The sequence below is a fragment of the Xanthobacter autotrophicus genome (assembly GCF_030015065.1).
In the GTDB taxonomy this organism is placed as follows: Bacteria; Pseudomonadota; Alphaproteobacteria; order Rhizobiales; family Xanthobacteraceae; genus Xanthobacter; species Xanthobacter autotrophicus_D.
This window is the reverse complement of record NZ_JAIVFN010000089.1, coordinates 1-19990: the sequence shown is the minus strand read 5'-3', so window position 1 is coordinate 19990 and position 19990 is coordinate 1. Positions and strand designations below refer to the sequence as shown.

14 protein-coding genes and 1 pseudogene are annotated in these 19990 nt (G+C 63.9%); 12 read left to right on the top strand and 3 right to left on the bottom strand.

What is annotated here, in order from left to right:
- The first annotated feature begins 1015 nt into the window (after positions 1 to 1015).
- The 8 genes from K9U40_RS16580 (at position 1016) to K9U40_RS16545 (ending at position 5774) form a co-directional block, all read left to right on the top strand.
- Positions 1016 to 1543: a YHS domain-containing (seleno)protein gene (locus K9U40_RS16580; RefSeq protein ID WP_282891247.1), complete on the top strand. Its 528-nt coding sequence runs from the start codon at positions 1016 to 1018 to the stop codon at positions 1541 to 1543.
- Between the two features lie 51 nt (positions 1544 to 1594).
- Positions 1595 to 1900 carry a BufA1 family periplasmic bufferin-type metallophore gene (locus K9U40_RS16575; protein ID WP_282891246.1) on the top strand — a complete coding sequence of 102 codons (306 nt, stop codon included), beginning with the start codon at positions 1595 to 1597 and terminating at the stop codon, positions 1898 to 1900.
- A 112-nt stretch (positions 1901 to 2012) separates the two neighbouring features.
- Positions 2013 to 2924 carry an MNIO family bufferin maturase gene (bufB, locus tag K9U40_RS16570; RefSeq protein WP_282891245.1) on the top strand — a complete coding sequence of 304 codons (912 nt, stop codon included), beginning with the start codon at positions 2013 to 2015 and terminating at the stop codon, positions 2922 to 2924.
- The gene (locus K9U40_RS16565; protein WP_282891244.1) at positions 2905 to 3696 is read left to right on the top strand and encodes an HvfC/BufC N-terminal domain-containing protein; all 792 of its coding nucleotides are present in this window, start codon (positions 2905 to 2907) and stop codon (positions 3694 to 3696) included. Before bufB ends, K9U40_RS16565 begins: the two co-directional genes overlap by 20 nt.
- Positions 3693 to 4199 (top strand): DoxX family protein, encoded by a 507-nt coding sequence (locus K9U40_RS16560; RefSeq protein WP_282891243.1) that lies wholly within the window; start codon positions 3693 to 3695, stop codon positions 4197 to 4199. The genes K9U40_RS16565 and K9U40_RS16560 overlap by 4 nt, the downstream gene beginning before the upstream one ends.
- A 91-nt stretch (positions 4200 to 4290) precedes the next feature.
- Positions 4291 to 4872 carry a TetR/AcrR family transcriptional regulator gene (locus K9U40_RS16555; RefSeq protein WP_282891242.1) on the top strand — a complete coding sequence of 194 codons (582 nt, stop codon included), beginning with the start codon at positions 4291 to 4293 and terminating at the stop codon, positions 4870 to 4872.
- Between the two features lie 68 nt (positions 4873 to 4940).
- Entirely contained in the window at positions 4941 to 5516 is a 576-nt protein-coding gene (locus K9U40_RS16550; protein WP_282891241.1) for a carboxymuconolactone decarboxylase family protein, read from the top strand.
- A gap of 30 nt (positions 5517 to 5546) precedes the next feature.
- The gene (locus K9U40_RS16545) at positions 5547 to 5774 is read left to right on the top strand and encodes a tautomerase family protein (protein WP_282891240.1); all 228 of its coding nucleotides are present in this window, start codon (positions 5547 to 5549) and stop codon (positions 5772 to 5774) included.
- A gap of 383 nt (positions 5775 to 6157) precedes the next feature.
- Here the strand turns inward: K9U40_RS16545 and K9U40_RS16540 are convergent, their stop codons facing one another.
- Positions 6158 to 7270, bottom strand: coding sequence for a Fic family protein (locus K9U40_RS16540; RefSeq protein WP_282891239.1), 1113 nt, complete (start codon positions 7268 to 7270; stop codon positions 6158 to 6160).
- A gap of 204 nt (positions 7271 to 7474) precedes the next feature.
- Between K9U40_RS16540 and K9U40_RS16535 the strand changes: the two are divergent.
- Positions 7475 to 8354, top strand: a pseudogene (locus K9U40_RS16535) (HNH endonuclease).
- 419 nt (positions 8355 to 8773) lie between these two features.
- On the opposite strand, the gene K9U40_RS16530 reads toward K9U40_RS16535, so the two are convergent.
- Together K9U40_RS16530 and K9U40_RS16525 are read right to left on the bottom strand one after the other, a co-directional pair.
- Positions 8774 to 9382 carry a plasmid pRiA4b ORF-3 family protein gene (locus tag K9U40_RS16530; RefSeq protein ID WP_282891238.1) on the bottom strand — a complete coding sequence of 203 codons (609 nt, stop codon included), beginning with the start codon at positions 9380 to 9382 and terminating at the stop codon, positions 8774 to 8776.
- A gap of 62 nt (positions 9383 to 9444) precedes the next feature.
- A complete protein-coding gene (locus tag K9U40_RS16525) occupies positions 9445 to 10803 on the bottom strand; it encodes a tyrosine-type recombinase/integrase (RefSeq protein WP_282891237.1) in 1359 nt (452 codons plus the stop codon).
- Positions 10804 to 12081: 1278 nt separating this feature from the next.
- Here K9U40_RS16525 and K9U40_RS16520 point away from each other — a divergent pair.
- The 3 genes from K9U40_RS16520 to K9U40_RS16510 are packed head-to-tail and all read left to right on the top strand — an operon-like array spanning position 12082 to position 19897.
- The gene (locus tag K9U40_RS16520; protein ID WP_282891236.1) at positions 12082 to 16065 is read left to right on the top strand and encodes an NERD domain-containing protein kinase family protein; all 3984 of its coding nucleotides are present in this window, start codon (positions 12082 to 12084) and stop codon (positions 16063 to 16065) included.
- A complete protein-coding gene (locus tag K9U40_RS16515; RefSeq protein ID WP_282891235.1) occupies positions 16062 to 17891 on the top strand; it encodes a hypothetical protein in 1830 nt (609 codons plus the stop codon). The genes K9U40_RS16520 and K9U40_RS16515 overlap by 4 nt, the downstream gene beginning before the upstream one ends.
- Entirely contained in the window at positions 17888 to 19897 is a 2010-nt protein-coding gene (locus K9U40_RS16510; protein WP_282891234.1) for a hypothetical protein, read from the top strand. The genes K9U40_RS16515 and K9U40_RS16510 overlap by 4 nt, the downstream gene beginning before the upstream one ends.
- Positions 19898 to 19990 lie beyond the last annotated feature (93 nt).

Below are 19990 nucleotides of genomic sequence, written 5' to 3'. Positions count from 1 at the left end.
GCGCCTCCAGGGCCACCTTCGCCTTGAACTGCGCTGAATAACGCTTCCTCTTCCCGGTCATCGGGCTCGTCCTTCCGTCAGGCCGAACCAAGCTTAACTCCCTGTCCGATTTTCGGGGACCACCTCAGTATCGGTATCGTGGACATCTTCTTCCGGATAGTGGGACCACTGAGTAAAGGGCGCTTTCCCAATCAGATCGACTAGGAAATGACGCCCCTCATTCGCCGCCTCTGACAGCACCGAAAACAAGGTGTCAGCGGCAGTGGTGAGTCGTTCCCGCCGATCGGCCGGCAGCATCGCGAGTATGAAGTCATCCGAATCTGTCATCGACGTCTCTCGTGCGAATGGCTCAGGCGCTGCCGCGGCAGCGCCTGAGCTGATCTATCCTTGCACCTGCTATTGTGTTGCCGCCCCGATCATGCCGGAGAGGCAGTTCGGATCACTTCGCGGCACCACACTTTGCGGCGCAGGGCGCAGACTTCTTTGCAGCGCCGCACTTGGCAGCGCACGGCGCCTGCGTCTTGCCCGCGCCGCATTTGGCCGAACACGGCGTCTGCTTCTTTCCCGCACCGCATTTGGCCGAGGCGGGCGCACAAGCGGCGAAGGCAGGGCTCACGAGCGCAGGCGCGGCCGCAACCAGCCCTCCCGCCACAACCATCATGGCAAGCGCGCTAGACGTCTTGATTGAAGACATTTCACTTCCCTCTGTTCGGCCGGCTCGATCCCGTCACCGCGCTTCGTCATGAAGCTCGCCGCGCAAGCCCGACATGAGGTGAGTCACGTGGACGCGTTGTCCGTTACAGACGCCACCGTGAAAAAGCACTCCAGACGCAAGTATTTCGCAATGCACGTGCGCGCGGCGTCGCCCGCTGTCACACGGTAGAGTTCACGGTGTCGCGAGCGATGTAACCAGCGAGGAGCTCAGATGACTAATCCATGTGCCGCTCCTTCGGACATGGTGGTTTAGCCGCCGCCCGAATGCTCCAGCGGTACGACAGGATACGAGGAGCCCTCCGTGGTCACCATTTCTTCCCGTCGCAGGACGTTTCTCTCATTCTCCGCAGCCGTCGCCATCGTGGCGATGTCCGGCGTCTTTGGCGGGGCGTTCCCGTCACACGCGGCCGAACCGACCAAGGCCACCGTCGAGCTCAATGTCGATCAGACCGGATTGATGCTGCAAGGCTACGACCCCGTCGCTTATTTCACGGACGCCAAGCCAGTGAAGGGATCGGAGCAGATCTCCGCCGAGTATCAAGGCGGCCGATACAATTTCGCCTCGGCCGCGCACAAGGACCTGTTCGTGAAGGATCCGGCGAAATACGTGCCCACCTATGGCGGCTTCTGCGCCATGGGAACCGTCTTCGACAAGAAGCTCGAGGGCGATCCCACCCTGTGGAAGGTCGTCGATGGGCGCCTTTATCTGAACGTGAACGCCGACGTGGCGAAGAAGTGGGCCCAGGACGTGCCCGGCAATATCGCCAAGGCGAACGTGGAGTGGCCGAAGATCAAGGACATCCCGGCGAAGGAACTGAACACCAAGTGACGCGTCGCGCGCCACGTATCTGAAACTCTTCATAACCTCGGGAGAAAAGACATGTCTGATTCACGCACCATCGCCACCATAACGAGCCTTGCCGGCGCATTGGCCACGGCTGCTCTGCTCCTTGCCCAGCCGGCGACCGCCCAGGACGTCGCCAAGGAGAAGTGCTTCGGCATCGCCCTCAAGGGGCAGAACGACTGCGCCGCCGGGCCCGGCACCACCTGCGCCGGCACCTCCAAGGTGGACTACCAAGGCAACGCCTGGAAGCTCGTGCCCCAGGGTACCTGCGCGACCATGAAGGTCCCCGGCGATCGCACGGGTTCGCTGGAGGCGCTGACCCGCGACGTTCCCAAGACCTGAGCATCCGCGCCCTGAACGCGCGCGGAGGAGGTCAGTTGCTCGAACACGCTGCCGTCCCCTTCACGGAGGGGGCGGACGCGGCTCCCGCCCACACCTGAACACGGAGACCACGATGTCCGCCGACACTCCTGCGTCCTTCCCCGTCTGCGCGCAGGTGCCGCCGCATGCGGGGGTGGGGCTGAAGCCGCAGCACTATCGCGAGATCCTGGCGACGGCGCCGCCCATCGGCTTCTTCGAGGTGCACGCCGAAAACTACATGGGCGCCGGCGGGCCGCCCTTGCGCCATCTTCAGGCGATCCGCGAATGCTATCCGCTCTCGCTGCACGGCGTGGGCCTGTCCATCGGCGCGGATCGGCCGCTGGACCTCGATCATCTTGGCCGCCTGCAGCGGCTGATCGAGCGCTTCGAGCCGGGCCTGTTCTCCGAGCATCTCGCCTGGTCCACGCACGAGGCGAGCTTCCTGAACGATCTCCTGCCGTTGCCTTATACCGACGAGGCCCTGGCCCGGGTCTGCGATCATGTGGATCAGGTCCAGGCGCGCCTCGGCCGGCGCATGCTGCTGGAAAATCCTTCCACCTATGTGGTGTTCGCCGAGAGCACGATCCCGGAGGTGGACTTCCTCGCCGAGATAGCGGCGCGCACCGGCTGCGGCCTGCTCCTCGATGTCGCCAACGTGGCGGTGTCCGCCACCAACCATGGCTATGATCCCATCGCCTATCTCGACGCATTCCCGCTGGCCCATGTGGGGGAGATCCATCTCGCCGGCGCTGCCGAGGCCGTGGACGATGCGGGCGCGCGGCTCCTGATCGATGCGCACGATAGTCCTGTCGCGGCCCCCGTGTGGGATCTCTACGCCCATGTGATCGCGCGCCTCGGCCCCGTGCCGACGCTCATCGAATGGGACAATGACGTGCCCTTGTGGCCAGTTCTGCACGCCGAGGCCGAACGGGCCGAAGCCGCGATGGCGCGGCTGGCGTCTGCGTGCGCCGGGCAGGGGGGCCGCCATGTCGCCCACGCTCTCTGAGACGCAGCGGGCCTTCGGCGCGGCCCTCCTCGATCCGGACGCTCCTGTGCCGGCCGGCGTGGGGGGGCCTGGCGGGCGGCCGGATGCGCGGCGCTTCGCCGTCTACCGCAACAACGTGATGGTCGGGCTGATCGACGCGCTCTCCGCGCGCTTTCCGGTCTGCGCGTGTCTCGTCGGCACGGAATTCTTCCGCGCCATGGCGCGCATCTTTGTCGCTGCCAACAAGCCCCGCTCGCCGCTCCTGATGACCTATGGCGACTACTTCCCCGATTTCATCGAGGGCTTCGAGCCCGCGGCAGCTGTCCCTTACCTTGCCGATGTGGCCCGGCTGGAAGTGGCATTCTCCCAGGCCTTCCACGCCGCGGAGGCGGTGGCGCTCGATGCCGCAGCGCTCGGGCCCTTGTCGGCCGAGCGCCTGGCCGGGCTGCAGCTCGTTGTTCATCCCTCAGTGCGGCTCGTGCGTTCGGCTTATCCTGTCGCCTCCATCTGGATGGCGCATCAGCAGGACGGCGCCATCGAAGGCCCGGACGATTGGTGCCCGGAGGATGTGCTGGTGATCCGCCCGGCCGCGGAGGTGCTGATACATCGCCTGCCTCAGGGAGGCTTCGCCTTTCTCGGCCGCCTCCGCGACGGAGGGTCCGTGATCGAAGCCGCCGCGGCCGGATATCACGATGCGCCCGATTTCGACCTCGGCGGCACTTTGCTCGCGTTGTTCACCTTGGGCGCTGTGGTCGGCGTTCTCGATGCCCCTTTTGTGGAGACGGGATCATGAGTGAAACCGCACTTTCTTTCCTGCCGCGATGCATCGCACGTGCCGACGGCTTCCTGGCGCGGTTTCCCGCCTCGCTCACCCAACTGGCCCTGCGCATCGCGCTGGCCGTCCCGTTCTTCCGGTCGGGGCTGACGAAGTGGGATGGCTTCTTGCAGCTGTCCGACAGCGCGGTCTATCTGTTTGCGGAGGAGTTCCGGTTGCATCTCTTCGGGCTGGAGGTCGCCTATCCCGCCCCGCAGCTCATGGCCTTCCTGTCCGGGGCGGGCGAGATCATCCTGCCCATCCTCCTGGTGCTCGGCCTCGGCACACGGTTCGCCGCGCTCGGCCTCCTCGTCATGACGGCGATCATCCAGCTCACCATTCCCGACGGCTGGGCGAATTTCCATCTGCCCTGGGCGGCCATGGCGCTGGGGGTCATGACCTATGGGCCCGGCCGCGTGTCGCTCGATCACCTCGTCGCCGCGGGCGCGGCGGGCTCCCCCCGGCACGCCGCGAACCTTTGAGGTCGAATGGTGCGTGTCCGGCGGAAAGGCTGCGCGGTTTTTATTGAACGATCGTTCTAAATGGCGTAGCGTGTGTCTTGGAGGTGAAGGCATGCCCGCAGAGAAGCAGTTCGACGTCGACAAGGTGCTCGACAAGGCCATGCAGGCGTTCTGGGTTCATGGTTATGAAGCAACGTCCATGCAGGATCTGGTCGATTGCATGGGCGTCAATCGCGGCAGTCTTTACGCCACCTATGGAGATAAGCACACGCTCTTTCTCTCGGCCTTGCGCATGTATGACGAAACCGTGCGCAAGAAGATGCTGGCGGAGTTCGAAGCCCGTTTCACGCCGCGGGAGGCGATCCGCCGTCTCTTCCTGGCATTCTCGGAGCAGGCCTCCCCCAAGGGCTGCAACCGCGGCTGCTTCCTGACCAACACGGCGCTGGAGCTGGCAGCCCACGACAAGGAGGCGCGCCGCATCGTGGCGGAGGCGCAGACGCAGATCGAGGCGTTCTTCGCCCGGATGATCCGGAAGGGACAGGAGAGCGGCGACATCGCCCGCCATATGGACCCCTCCAAGGCCGCTTCCGGTCTTCTGGCGTCGCTGGCTGGTTTGGTCGTCCTGATCCGCAGCCGCCCGGAGCCGGCGCTGCTTCAAGCCGTCGTCGATGACGCGATCGGGCGCCTCGGCTGATTTTTTTGCCCTGTTTGGAATGATCATTCCAGATAGGGGTGTTCCCCGAGCAACCAAAGGAGAAAGCCATGAGTGCCGAATACCGACTGACCCTGCCCTTCAACACCCTCGAAAACGCCGACCCCAAGGCCCGGGAGGTGCTGGAAAAGGCGAAGGCACAATTGGGCTTCATCCCCAACATGTATGCCGGAATGGCGAATGCCCCCGGCTTGCTCGACACCTATCTGGACGGCTATGCGCGCTTCCGGAGAGAGACCGGCTTCACGCCGGCGGAGCAGGAAGTGGTATTCCTGACCATCAGCCGCGCCAATGGCTGCGACTATTGCGTGGCGGCGCACAGCCTCATCGCGGACCAGATGTCCAAGGTGCCGCCTGCCGTCACCGAAGCCATCCGTGACGGGCACCCGATCCCCGACGCCAGGCTCGCCGCGCTGAGCACCTTTACCGAGGTCATGCTGCGCACCCGCGGCCTGCCATCAAACGCCGACGTCGCGGCATTTCTCGACGCCGGCTATGCCGAGCGGCAGGTGCTCGAGATCATCCTCGCCATCGCGGTGAAGACGCTCAGCAATTATGCCAACCACCTGCTCCACACCCCGCTCGACGCCATGTTCGCCGGCCGCGCCTGGCGCCAGGCCGCCTGATCAACTTCCAGAAAACGAAGGAGAAAGCTCATGCCTTTGGTCCAGATCAAGGGCGTCGGGGGCTACCTGACGCTTCAGCAGAAGCAGGACATGATACGCAAGGTCACCGACGCCGTGCTCTCGGTGGAGGGCGAGGGCCTGCGTCAGGTCACATGGGTCACCATCGAGGATGTCGAGCCCGGCGCCTGGGGTGTCGGCGGGCAGCCCGTAACGGCCGACGACCTGCGCGCCCTCGCGCGTCAGGATCCGGCCAGGTGAACCGGAGGGCGGCATACCGGCCCCGACCGGGGCATGCTGCCCTCCCATTGCGACGAATCGCAACGCAGGAACCAACGCTGCGGAATGCTCGGTCGCTGTGACGGCTGGCCGTGTGCTGTTGGGGGTGCTCCTGAGCGTCCATGGGGCTCTCCTGTCGGAAGAAACCTCGTGATCGTCCGCCCGCCTTGGATCGCGCGTCAGCCGGATTGCCCGCGCCTTCGCCCGCATCGGCGACATGCGGCTGCGCGAGCTGGGTTTTGCTACGGCGCAATTGCCCGCGCTGACCGCGGTCAGGGACGGCGCACGGCTGTCGCAGACGGAGCTGGCGCGCTTGACCGGCGGACGCCGATTATTGCTCTACGCTTCTCCCGAAATCATGGATTTCAAGCTGTTCCAGGTAGCTTCAGATGGTAGCGTGTATATCGGCGCTCGCCGGTCCGCGTTAGGGCGCCCTTCTCGACCAGATCGTGCAGGTCGCGCGTGGCGGTTGGGCGTGAGGTGCTGGTGATCGCGATGTAGTTCTCCGCGCTCAGGCCCCCCGTGAAGCCGCCGGGCCCCTCGCGGAACAGGCGGGCGATCACCTTCTCCTGCCGTTCGTTCATCTTGTCGCGGAAGCGATCGTAAAAGCGGGCCTTGGCGATGTGGAACGCCACGCGGCCCAAGGTCGTCTGCTGGGCCTTGATGATCGTTTCAGCGAAATAGAGCAGCCAGCCCGTGATATCGAGTGTGCGCTGATGACTCTCGAGCTGGTCGTAATAGGCCTTGCGGTGCTGCTCGATGGTATAAGCGAGCGCGATCAGGGTCGGTTGCCCGATGTTCTGGGCGAGAGATTTTTCCGCGAGGGCTCGGCCGATGCGGCCATTGCCGTCCTCGAAGGGGTGGATACTCTCGAAATAAAGATGTCCGATCCCGGCCCGGGTGAGTGCCGGCAGGGGATTACCACCTCCTGGTGCCGAGCCATTGAACCAGGCAAGATAGACGGCCATCTCGTCCGGAACCCGGGAGGATGGCGGCGCCTCGAAATGCACGGTCGGCCGATCCTGGCGGCCGGACACGATCTGCATCGCCTCTTCATGGCGGCGATAGCCCCCGATCGCCTCCAGATGCCGGCTGTCCGCCATCAGCATGCGGTGCCAGCGGAACAGCGTGTCCGCGTCGAGAGGGTCCGCCCAGCTCCGGTAGAGATCCACCATCATCTCCGCGATGCCGCGCTCTTTCGGCTTCACGTTGCGATTGTCGGTATCGAGGCCGAGCTGACGGCGCAGGGAGGATTGCACGCTGAGGCGATCCAGCGTCTCCCCTTCGATCGCGCTGGTCTTGACGGCCTCGTCGCTGAGCAGTTCGATCCGCAGCAGGTCGCGCTCGTCGTCGCTCACATGCCGAACCGCGCCGATCACCTCGCCGGTGAGCAGCAGGAACCGTCGCTCCAACGGTTCAAGGGCGACCGAATCATAGGCAAAATGCGGCCAGCCGTGCTGCGTCCAGTTCCACGCCATGAGCGATAGATCTCCTTCCTATAGCTCACATAATAGCGATCATGTGATTTATAGATAGGCGTCTTATCGCTCATCGCAAAGAGAGGGGGTACTGCTTGGTGCCGCGCCGATGGTGCGCTCACGCGCAACCGAGGGCGAGTGGGCCCCTCGCTTCTGAACGACCCCCAAGGTGCGATACGATCGAACAGGGATCAGGGATGGCACATGGGATTCGGCGTCTTCATTCACCGCTCGGACTCGATCTACGACGACAGCCCGGCTGAGCGATATCAATTCCCGCGTCCGTATCTGGGACGGGTCGAGGCCTGCATCGGGGACTGGATCGTTTATTACGAACCCCGGAAGGTTCCCGAGACCCGCGGCTACTTCGCAATCGCCAAGGTCGAGCGCGTCGTTCCGGATCCTACCGCTGACGGGATGTATCTCGCTCTCATCGAACCTGGCAGCTATCTCGATTTTGCGAGCCCGGTGCCGTTCAACGATGCGGATGGCGTTATCGAGCGCGGTGTGCTGAACGAGGGCGGGCGCATTTCGGGGCGCGCCCAAGCCGCTGTGCGTCCGCTCTCGTCGGATGATTTCAACCGGATCGTCGCGCTCGGGCTGAATGACAGCGAGCCCCTGCTGCCGCGGGTCGACGATGGCGCGTCCGTCGCCGGGTTCCATGAAGAGCAGGCGCCATTCGCCTTCGAGCAGACCCGCGAGCGTATCGACTCTCTGTCCTCCCGGATTGTCCGTGATCGCATCTTCCGGCGGGTCGTGCTGCGGGCCTATGACGAACGCTGTGCGATCAGCGGGCTCAAGCTGATCAATGGCGGCGGCGCATATCCGGCCGGTGGAAGCGAACGGCCCCGACATCGTCAGCAACGGGCTGGCGCTGTCGGGCACGGCGCACTGGATGTTCGATCGCGGGCTGATCAGCCTCTCCGATGATCTGGACATCCTCATCTCCCGGCAGACCAACGATCCTGACGGCGTACGCGCCTTCATCAACAAAGACGGCCGCGCCATCGCGCCTCGAAGGTTGATCGAGCGACCTCATCCGCATTTCCTGCGCTGGCACCGGGAGCATTGTTTCAAGCCATGAAGCGGAGGCTCCCTATGCCGCCTCCCAGACCCTGTTGAGGATCTGTGCGGCAAGGGCCGCCTTGTCCTGCGGCAGGAACCGGCCGTAATGCTTGGCCACCAAAATTTCCCCAGCATGCGCGCAAAGGTCGGTTGGGGCACGTTCGATCAGATTACGCAATGGAGAGAAGGCGAATCGCCTCGGGTCGGGCAGCCTTTCTCGGCAAGAGAGTCCGCGCGCAAAAGGCCTCCCACCCGCTGATCCACTGATCGTTACAGAAATTGCGATGCTGGCCTGAGATTTGATCGGTGCTTTCCCGAGCGCGCAATTTCAGATTATATTTCATCAATCGATAAGGCGTCCGGTTGCTGAGGGGTGCCAGTTTCTGCTCTTCGCGCAAGCGCGTTGAGGTAAGCGCGGCCTGAAGGCTGTGGACTTGGTCAGGGTTTGACGAATTTGGTGTTGGCGTGAACGGTTTTGCCGTATGCGCGACGCTTGGTGAGCTTGGCCATGCGAGCTTGGATTTCGTCGCGGCTGATGTCGGCGGGATCGAAGGGGCGGCCATACCACTGCAGTATGGATTTGCGGGAAGGGTGCCGGGGTTTGGCCATGGCATCGAGAAACTCCTCGAAGCCGGGGAGGCCGCCGACGTCCTCTGGCGGCGCGCGGCGCTCACCATCGACGAACCGGGGGTAGTCGGTGGCGGCATCGGCGGTGAAAACACCTTCGATCTCGATGCGGTGCCGCCAGTTGTCGCCAAAATCGTAGGTGTAGGTGAAAGTGGTAACGCCACGTTGGACAAGCTTGGCAAGGCGGATATTCGCAGCGTCGCGCGTGGGTGGGGCCATATAGTCGTTATCGAGCGGGAGGCCGTAACTGGCCTCGCCGACATCGAATCGGAACAGGTGGTCGTTCTCGAACAGCATGACGGCCTGGATCGCGAGGTGCAGCGTCTTGAGGCTGTTGGAAAGCGGCAGTTCGACCCGGCGCCAAATGGCGGGCTTCACATCCTCGATCGTGATGCGCATTCGGGCGATTTGGTCGGTCATGCCGCCATGCTCACGGGCGCCCTATCCGTTGTCCAGTCCAGGGCAGGGGAAGTTCGCCGGCCTCATGCGGCAAGATGCTCGCATTCAGCATGTTCCACATCCTGATCGCCGGCTGCCCTCTGTAGAAACCGGGCCAATGCCGCCTTCCGGGAACCCCGATCAAGCGCGTAGGCGGTCTGCTTGAACTCAACACCGTCGAGCAGCCCCTGAATATAGCCGGAGATCGTGTCGGCTGCCATGATCAGGGCGGTGTCGAGCGTATGGATGTAGTTGCTCGTGACCGATCCCTTCGCATGACCGACCAGGGCGGCGATGGTGACCTCCGTGAACCCGAGATCGTTCGCGACGCTGGCGAAGCTATGGCGCAGGATGTGAGGGGTTACGTCAGCCAAGGACGAGCCCGCGAAGATCTTTCTCCAGTGATTGGGGAAGCTGCCGAACGCATTTTCGCCGTCACGGCCGGGGAAGACATACTCTCCGATCGCGTCCGTCCGGCGCCTCTCCAGATATTCCACCACGGGCAGCCCGATGGGCCGGACGGAGCTTCCCTCCTTGCTGTCGGTCAGGCGGAGACAGCTCGACTCCGTATCGGCTTCCGCCCATCGGAGCGTGACCATCTCCATGCGGCGGCATCCGGTGAGTGCGATCTGGCGGATAATCTCGACCGACATCCGGTAGCTCTCGTTCTCGGCCGCCACCTTGAGCAGGTCGCCGAGGACGCGATATTCGGCTTCGCTCAGCCGCCGTGTGCGGACATTGTCCTTCGGTCGCCGCACACCGTGCGCAGGGTTCGTTTCGATAACCCCGGCTTCGACTGCAAAGGTGAGGATGCCGCCAAGCAGGCCGACTGTCCGCGTGGCTGTGCCGGCACCGCCTTTCACGATGGACTTGCCGCGCAGGTTCTTCGTCTTGACGGTGAGGCGCGTCTTCCCTGTCATGATGTCCTTCATGGCCTTCGTGATGTCTGCTTTCGTAAGGTCCCTGACGCGACGCGAGCCGAGGAGGGGAACGATATGACGGTGGATGCGGCCGAGATCGGAGGCGATCGTGCCCGGCTTCTTGGGGCGGCCGCCTTTTCCGAGGATCAGACCCGATTGCAGGTCGGCGAGGTAGAGGTCACAGAGTTCCTTGACCGTGAGCGCCTTGCGATCAAGTAGCCGTTCTTCAGCCGGGTCGTCGCCTTGCGCGATCCGGCCCAATTGCGCTTTGGCTTCCTGGCGTGCGCGTTCCGGTGTCCACACTCCGTGCAGCCCGATCGTGAACCGGCGCGATCGGCCAGCCGACCGATACTGGAGGACGTAGCTTCGCTTTCCGGACGTGAAAACCCGGAGGCCAAAGCCGGGAAGCTCATCGTCCCAGATGACATAATCCTTGGCGCCGGCTTCCGCGGCATCGACGGCCCTTTTGGTGAGCTTAGCCATGGGGTTTCTCCGCCCTGATCGCTTCGTCTCGCGTAAGCGCCACGTAAGCAGCAGGAAGAAAGTGGTGGCGGAGAGAAGGATAGTCTCGGCTATGGCTAGATACAAATTGTTTTTCAATAACAGTATGATATCGCATTTCTTCGTGCTCCATCGTGATTTCGACGGAGCTACAAGTAATCCCTCCGAAGGCGGAGGCCACACGTTCGAATCGTGTCGGGTGCGCCATTGCAACTAAAAGTTGCTTTGACATTTGAGTGACAGGCGTCCGTTTTTGTCCTCGTGCTGGAAGCTGGTTGGCACGCCTAGCAGGGGCGTGGCGCGGCTCGTACCTGCATTCCAAATCCCGTAGGCTCCAAAATTCAACGGTGCATGAGGTGCTTGGCTTGGCGACCCATGCTGCCACGGCCTCTAGGGTGTCATGAGGTCGGTAGACGCCCGATGTCATCTCTCCGCCGCGATCAGGTCTTCTTTTAAAAGCAATAGGGTAGCCTCCGTTTGTCATCATGCGGCCCAGCCCTCGCCCTTCTCGCTGCTTGGTTGCCGATTGAGCACTCTCCGTGACGGATGCGTCGTGCGAGAGAGGGCACCATTCTGCCGATCTGAATGATCGGTCACAGCAACCGCAACCGCCGTCCCTGCTGCCGCTTTTAACGGGACTGCGCTTCAAGATTTATCGAGCCCTAACGATCGGGCCGAAGAGGGTAGCGCTGTTTGCAAGAGTCAAAGTGACCCTCGACTGCCCTTCCAGTGATGCCGCTTTGCGCCCCCTTCTCCGCCGTAAAACGACCGTGCGACCTATCCCGAAGCCGGCCGTTCGTTCATTTTGTAGCGATAAGACTGATGTGGAGATTATCTGAAATAATCGGCGCATCACTCAGGGGCAGATTGGTCACGCGGTGTAGTTTTATTGATGTACCGTGGGAATGTATCAAATAGATCTGTTGATTTCAGACGCGACGTGGATGATTTTATGCGCTCCAGTGACCGCGCTGTTCACGGCTCGACCCGCACGCGGCCTCGATCTATTCGTGATGTCGATCGCCGACTAGTGCCTCTTTGTTAGCCTTCTCGCGCGCTCTAGCCGAGCGCTGGATGAGTCCACTCGCTGACGTCGGCAGAGAGCGAATTGCCGAAGCTTTCTCTTCAGCTTAAGGTTGATCTGGCTCTTGTCTCGCCGCGACGTCCGGCGGTCGAGTTTTTAGGATTGGGGTGTGTTCCTCGACGATCGCCGCTTGGCCGGGGGATGGACGAGGACGGTCCGCAGGTGGGGGGATTGGCTTGCGCGTATTTCATGTGCCGTGCGGGCCGTTCGCGAACGCGAGCGAGTTGAAGGCGTTCAACGCGATTTACCAGGAGCTCAGGCGGCGCGACGGCGAGGGCACCGCCTACGTCTTGACCAACCTGACGCATCCCAACCTGCGCGGGCAGGCCGACGAGATAGACGTGGTGGTCATCGGTCCCGGCGGAGCCGTCGTCGTCGAGGTCAAGCACTGGGACACATCGGCGCTGCGCCGGGTCGACCTGGCAGATCCGGCGGCGGAGCTCATCGTCGCCAAGTCGAAGCGCATCGCAGGGCGTCTAAAGTCCGGCGATCCGCGGACGGGCTTCGTCGCTGCGGCCTTTCTACTCACGAAGGAGGCGGCGAGCCTTCGGAAGGACGGTCGTCTTCCGCGTCATCCCATGGGCGTCGTGGCTTATGGCCTCAAGGACGTTGCCGACCTAGTCTCTAATCCGGCTTCCGCCGGCGCGGTGGACGCGCGGCGGTTGGCCGACCTGCTGGCCGAGCGATACAACCTCGGCGAACCGGACCGACTTAAGCGGTTGGGCCGCTTCGACGAGCTGCGACTACTCACCGATGAGCAGGACCGCTTCCAGCGCATCTTCACGGCACGGGATCCCTGGACGGGGGACCGCGTGCTCTTGCACACCTATGACCTGTCCGCGGCTCCGGTCGGGCAGGCCGCGGTACTCACCGAGCGTCGGGCACGGCGGGAGTTCGACGTCCTCCAGCGCTTCCAGAAGTCCGCTCACCTTCCAAGCCTGGTGGACACCTGGCAGGCGGTGCCCAACTACGCGGGGGAAATGTACTTCTTCAGCGTCGGCGATAGCGCAGCGAACCCAGTCTCGGTTCTTTCGTCCAGCCCCGATTGGACCTCGGCCGAACGTCTCGACTTCGCCAAGCGCTCGCTGCTGGCACTTTCCGAGTTCCTCGACACGGAGGACGGAGCGCTGCTCCACCGCGCGCTTGATGGCGAGAGCCTGCGCGTGCGGGCCGACAACAGCCCGCTCTTCGCCGGCTGGCGGTGGGCCAGGCTCACGCCTGCCCAGACAGTCAGCCCGGATCAGGTGGGCGACGAGACCGGCTCCTACGCCGCGCCGGAGGTCGTGTCCGGCGGTCTTGCAGCTGCTACGCCGAAGTCGGACCTCTATAGCCTCTGCGCCGTGCTCGCCGAGCTCTTCGCCGACCCAGCAGACCACGAGATCCGCGCCGCGCTGCTTCTCGGCTGCGATCCCGATCCCAGCCGTCGTCCGGGAATTGCCGAGCTTCTCGAGCTGATCGAAGTCGATGGCGAAGACGGCATGGACATTTCGCCGGAGCCGACGCCCTCGTCCTCAGATCCCGTCTCGGTCTCACGCTGGGACGAAGGCCACACCTTCGAATGGAATAGCAACAGGTATCGCGTCGTCGCCGTCCTAGGTCAGGGGAGCGTCGCGCGGACTTTCAAGCTCGAGCAGGTTGATGCCGCGGGGGACCCGATAGGCACCTTCGTCGGCAAGGCTGCTTTCAATCCGGAGTTCGGGCCCACATCGCTGGCCGCGTATCAGCGGATGCGGACCTTCTCCCTGCATCCTGGGCTCTCGAACATCCTGGAGTGCGCGAGCGAGTGGACGGCCAGCGGCCTGATGGCCCTGCTTCGATGGAGCCAGGGCTCGCCGCTCGACGCATGGCGGGGCGATCTCGACTTCATCGCCCAGGTTGGCGAAGCCGCCACCACCGAAGGGCTGGTGCTCGAGTGGTTCGAGAGGCTCTGCGAGGCGCTTGAGGCGCTGCACGTCCAAGGCTGGGTACATGGGGACGTCAGCCTATCGAACATCCTTGTAGATGAATCCCACGTCATGCTGATCGACTACGACCTCTCGGGGCCCAATGGACATGTCCCGCGCGGAATCGGCACTCTAATCTACGCTTCGCCAGAGCGACAGGACGGCGCCGAGGTCTTGGCGCGAGACGATATCTACAGTCTTGCTGCGTCGTTCTTCCACGCGATAACGGATCGTCCTCCCACCTTGGCCGCCAGCGGAGCGGGCCTCGCTTGGACCGAAAATGAGAAGGCCTCGTTTCCGACGCTGGTGCCAATCTTTGACCGAGCAACCGGACCGGCAGCGGGACGCTTCGCCAACGCGAGCGCCGCGCTAGCGGCCGTGCGCGAGGCGAAGCCCCGCCGGGTGGACGTGGCGAAGACGCAGGCGCGCTTCGCGCCCGAGCCCGCCCAGCTCGAACTCAGGCCCAACGTCGTGCCGCGGGTCAGAGACATCCTGAGTACTTACCCGGGTTCGCGCTTCGGGAATGCCGAGACCCGCGGTCTCGATACCGAGTTCGCGTTTGACACCTACGTCGCGACCGGTCTTGACGAGATCCTTCCGGAAGAGATCAGAGCCGGGAACGTTTCTCTCGTGATCCTGTGCGGCAACGCCGGCGACGGGAAGACGGCCTATCTCCAGCGCCTCGTCCAGACACTCGGAGGCTCTCCGCCGCAGTCGAGTGAACGCGTCTGGACTGGGATGCTCGCCGGCCGGAAAGCGATGATCAACCTGGACGGCGCTGCCAGCTGGAAGGGGCGCTCGGCCGACGAACTGCTGGACGAGCTTTTCGCGCCGTTCATGGATCGGGCGCCAGTGAACGGGAGCGTCCATCTCGTCGCCGTGAACGATGGCCGGCTCATGGAATGGATTGAACAGGCTGAGATGCGGCACGGTGAGAGGTCGCTTACGCTGGCGCTCACGGCGGCCCTGACCCAGCAGGACGAGGGCCTCGCCTCGCACGTTCGGCTCGTCGAGCTGAATAACCGCTCGCTCGTTGGTGGCCTGGATCTCGAGCGACGGGAGATCTCGACCCGCTTTGTGGACGAGCTCGTCGCTAGGCTGGTGGGCGGCGAACGCGCCCCCGATATCTGGGCGCCTTGTCGCACCTGCTCAGCCAATGCGCGGTGTTCCATGCGGCGTTCCGCCGACATGATGGGGGCGAGCTCCGACCCGGCGGTGCTGGCGGAGGGTGTGTGGGTGCGCCGACGCCTGACAGAGGCTCTGCAGACGGTGCATCAGCGCAACGAGATCCATATCACCGCTCGGGAGCTCAAGGCCGCAATCAGCTATATCCTGTTTGGTTTGGACTGCTGCGACGATCTTCACGAGAATCCCGAGCTTCTTCCGCACGATCCCGCCGATCATGCTTTCAACCCGCAGTCCCGCGCGAGGCAGGGAGAGCTTCTGAGTGAGCTGGCTCGCCTAGATCCGGCGCTCGAGGGGCACGCGCGGGTCGATAGATACCTCGTTGGCAAGGGCGCACCTCACGCGGCGCACGGCGCGCCGCGCTTCCGGGATGTCGTGGGGCGTCCGCTTTCGCTCAGGAGCGCTCGGCGCCGGGCCTATCTTAGTTGGTCGAAGGATCAGGTCGAGGCAGTCGGTGGTGACGATCACGCGCTCACGCTAAGGGACGGCCGTCGCGCCAGCGAGTTTAGGAATTTTCCGCTTTTTTCGGAGATCGAGCGCGATCGCATCAAGCGACGGCTATGCAGCGGGCTCTCGCGTCTGGAGGCGCTTCCCGAGGTGTCATACCGAGACGCGGACAGGGTGCCGATTCGCGTTCTTCCGCGCACGCCGACCGAGACCGCCTTCTGGGTCGAGAAGGCGGCTTCGAATTTCACGCTAGCGGCGGAGCGGTTCCATTCGGTCGCCGGCCTCGAGACGCTGCACCGCTTCCTCGTGCTCGGATACGAGCGGGATAACGGCGGTGCGGAGCAGCTGACCGTGCCCCTCGAACTCTACTCGCTGCTGATGGATCTCGCCGACGGCGTGCAGATTCTCGACGCGTTCTCGGACGACGTGTTCGCAAATCTCGGAGTATTCACCAGCCGTATCGCCCAGGAGGATGAGCGCAGCCTGAAGGCTTGGAATCCAGTCGAAAGCGGCGCGGTGCGCGAGCTCGGCGTTGCCGACCGCGCGGGCAGACAGACGATATTCCTCACGGGCGGGGCGGAATGATGGCCAAAGGTACGCGGCAGGTGATCGAGTCGGTTCTCGGAAGCCAGATGACGGCGCAGATTTGGACCAGCAACTACTCCCCGGTGTTCCCCTTCACGCCGCAGGACTTCTCGGTCGGCGCCGTACTGCCCATGATGCTATACCTGTTCCGCTGGGGCAGTCGGCGCGGCAAGGGACAGTTCGCTGCCACCTATGGCGGCGAGGACGCGGGCGCGCCGACGATCGCGAGCACAGTCGACAAGCTGATCGAGAACCCGGCCATCGATGGCTTCAACATGGCCTCGGGCAGGGCCATCCTAGGCGATTTCCTTCTTACGTCTATTCTCGAGAACCGGCGGCGTTCAGAATCCCACGGCGAGCAGGTCCAGCGCTGCTTCGCGAACCACTACTATGCGTCATGGATCGACCTTCCTGTGAGCGCGGCGAACCTCCGCGGCGTGCCGGAGATGATCACGGCGCTGCTGAGCGATCAGGAAGAAGGGGAGACAGTCCTGCCCTTCGCGGAACGCGGACGCTACCGCGTCGGCGCGCGGATCCAGGATAACGACCTTTTGCGTGCGTTGGCGCCGGGGACGTCCACATCGGGGACGAAGAGCGACCTCGGATCAGATGAGTTCGACGAGGCGACGGACCTACCGCTTGACCAGCTCGTCACCGTGCGGCTGGCTCAGGGATGCGGCGGTGCGCCATCCAAGGCGGTTGGGCGGAATAACCCCGGTCCTATTCCGAACCAGCGACCCATTGCCGCTAAGGCCGCGGAAGACTTCCGGGACGATCTTCTCGTGTTCCTCGACTGCTACGCTGCCGGGGGTTCCGTGCCACGAGCTGCCCTTCTCCAGATGCTGGAGTCCGCGCTCGCGATCGGCCTGACTAGCGTTCTCACCGCCTCGGTGGAGATAATGAACCGCTGGGCCACCTTGGGCAAGATCCCCGAAGCGGACGACGTGACGCCGTTACCTCTATTCTTCGACTGTTCTAGCGGGTCCGACCCGGACCTTCGCGCCACCTCGGAGGAATCGGGTTTCCTCCTTCGACAGGCGCTGAACCGGCTTCCAGCAGTGCTGATGCATGCAAGGCTCCTAGACCACTACGTTCGCAGCGAGTCTGAGCTAGACCGGCGCAAGCTGCCGCCGACCTCGCCGGACGCGACCGAATGGCTGAATCTGACAGGAAGTCTCCTCAACGGAAGCCATGAGGAGGCGTCGGACGCTCGACGCTTTTTCCGCAAGACCGCGCAGAAGCTTCGCGACGCATCCGACGAAGCCGACGAGCTCGAGCTGCGCGCGCTGCTCGGGGAACAGGCCGCGGACGGCGATGCCGGGCGTGCCCTGGCGGAGGCGCTCAGCGCCGCGTTCGCGGAATCGTCGAACAGCGGCAAGGAACGCCTGAATAACTTCCTCACATCCGCTCTGATGATCGACGAAGTTAACGGCTTGGCAAAGCGGCGGAAGGTCATGCTCCACCAGACGAGGCGGAAGGGCCAGGGGCGCCGGGGCGATGCGCTGTCGTTCGTCCTTACAAACCCGGCAATCGAGTATCTGGTCCACCGTCATGTCAGGCTGACGGGCAAGGGGCGCAAGGAGCGGCCTCTGTCCTATCCGGAGTTCCTGACGATCCTTCGTGAGCGATATGGTTTCCACATCGACCGCGCGCCTCCGAACCTGGCCGTCCCGAGCGAGGTTCTTCAGCGCAATCGCCGCATGTTTGAGCGGCGACTGAGGGATCTCGGGCTGCTCGTCGGAGTGAACGACGCAGAGCGCATGAAGAAGATCCGCTGGCGGTATCGCGCGAGCCAGGACCTAGCTGGACAGGAGAATGCGGCGTGATCGACCCCCGTCATGTCACCCATCTCGCCCAGGCCGTCGCCAACCGCCTCGGACGGCCGACGCCGGGCGCGGTCGCCTTCATGCGATGCCTGACCTCCGAGCAGGTCGACGCGCTCGCCGACAGCGATGCGTTCGAGGTGGCTGGCTGGACCGTGAACGCGGTCATTGACGTCGCCGGGAACCGCCGCATCACTGCCGATCAGGCGGTGGAGCAGCGCGAGGACAAGGCGGATGCCGTATTGCTTCTAATCGATCCACTTCGCGCCGGGGCCGGCTTGGATGGCATCTACAGCGCCGGAAGGGAGATCGGAGAGGCAGAACTGTTCCGCGAGGCCTTGAGGCTCGCGCGAAAGCCGCTTGCTGGGCGCACGGCCGCGCTGGACGGCGCCATGTGGCGCGCCGAGCGCCTTGGCCGCCGCAGGAGGCTCACGCCGTGGTCGAGGTTCGACTTCTGCATCAGCGCCGCTGAGAACATGGGCGGAGCGCTCGCGCGGATCGGTCTTTGGCCGATCGCCAGCAACGAGGATCCGTCTACGAGCGACCTGGATGTGTCGGCCGAGCTTGCTGACCGGCTGCTCTACGTCAGCGATACCCGCGCGATAGCCGAACGCGTCCGAAGCCTCCAATTGGAGAACTCGGAGGATCGGGGTCCTGCGCTGGAGCAGGCGCTGCGTCTCGCCGCTGGAATGAGTCCAGAAGAGGCCGCGAGGCGGATCGAGGATCGCCCGGATCTTTGGCTCGGCGCTATCATGCCTGGTTTCGCCAGCGAGGAGCTGCGGCGTCTTCGGCTGACGTCCTGGCGCGACGCGAAGGGTAACGTGCTCAAGTGGTCCGGGCTGACGAAGCCCGATGGCGAGGATAGCGCGCCGCGACTGGTGCTGGACCGAAATGCCTCCCCGAAGGACCGTGCGCAACTGACCGTGCGCTGGACTACCGATCCCGAAGAGTTGGCCGCAGGGAGCGTCGAGTATCGGGTGTCCGTGATCGCCGGGGAGGACGTGCTGGCGGTGCGATCGGTCCATCATCGCGATCATCGGAACCAGCAAGTCTCGATCACCGTGGACGACTTCGAGGACCTAGAAGGGACTGAGAGGTTCGACGCCGTCGTGGAAATCGCGGCGATGGGCCAGGAGGCCGTCGAGCCTACTCAAAGTGAGCCGTTCATTCTGGAGTTCGGCGAGACGGTCAAAGAACTGACCAGCTCGTCCGGGCAGGAGGTCCGCACGCTCGTCGAAGGAGCTATCGTCGTCGGTGAACGCGCTGCCTTCGACGTCTTAGTCGGTGGGCCAGGAGCGGCGGAGCGCGCGGTCGAGGACAAGAAGGGCTTCCTCACGTGGAAGGGAGAAACGGGGACCCGAGGGTCGCGCGTGTTTCGCCCATCGCTGCTCCGGGCGGTGGAGCAGGACTGGAAGAAGCGCAGCGGGGCGATCGGCTACTGGTCGCAGACCGTCCGCGCCGATGGATCTCCTGTCGGTGAGCTGCAGTTCGTCGAGATCGAGCCGGAGGACCGCAGCGCTGCAACCGAGCGGGCGCGTGACGCGAGCCGCAAGCTCGCGTCGGATCTGGGCAGTGTGGGCCTATTGGGCATCGTGATCGCGTCTGGCTGGCAGGCCGCGGACAATTACATCAATGCCTGGGAGAAGGCGCTGGAAGCGGGCGATCCGGCCCTCGCACGGCACGGAACGGTTGAGGTGCGGACTCAGTCGGAGAAGGTCGTCGGGCTGCTCGTCACACCTCTTCATCCACTCCGCTTCGCCTGGCACGCGCACTACGATCAGGTAGTCGCGCACTCCAGGTTCGAACAGCAGCTGCCGCCGGGACACGTCCTGGAGTCGGTCCGGCCGATCGACTCGGCGTTCTTCCCATTCGCGCTGCCCGGCGATGGAGGGGCGGGCTTCGTGTTCGCAGACGTCATTGGGTTCCACACCGTTGCGATGACCGTGGATGGCGAGAGCGAGCCGAAGGCGGCGACTGAGGTGGTCCCCGAAAATCGGACAGGGAGTTAAGCTTGGTTCGGCCTGACGGAAGGACGAGCCCGATGACCGGGAAGAGGAAGCGTTATTCAGCGCAGTTCAAGGCGAAGGTGGCCCTGGAGGCGC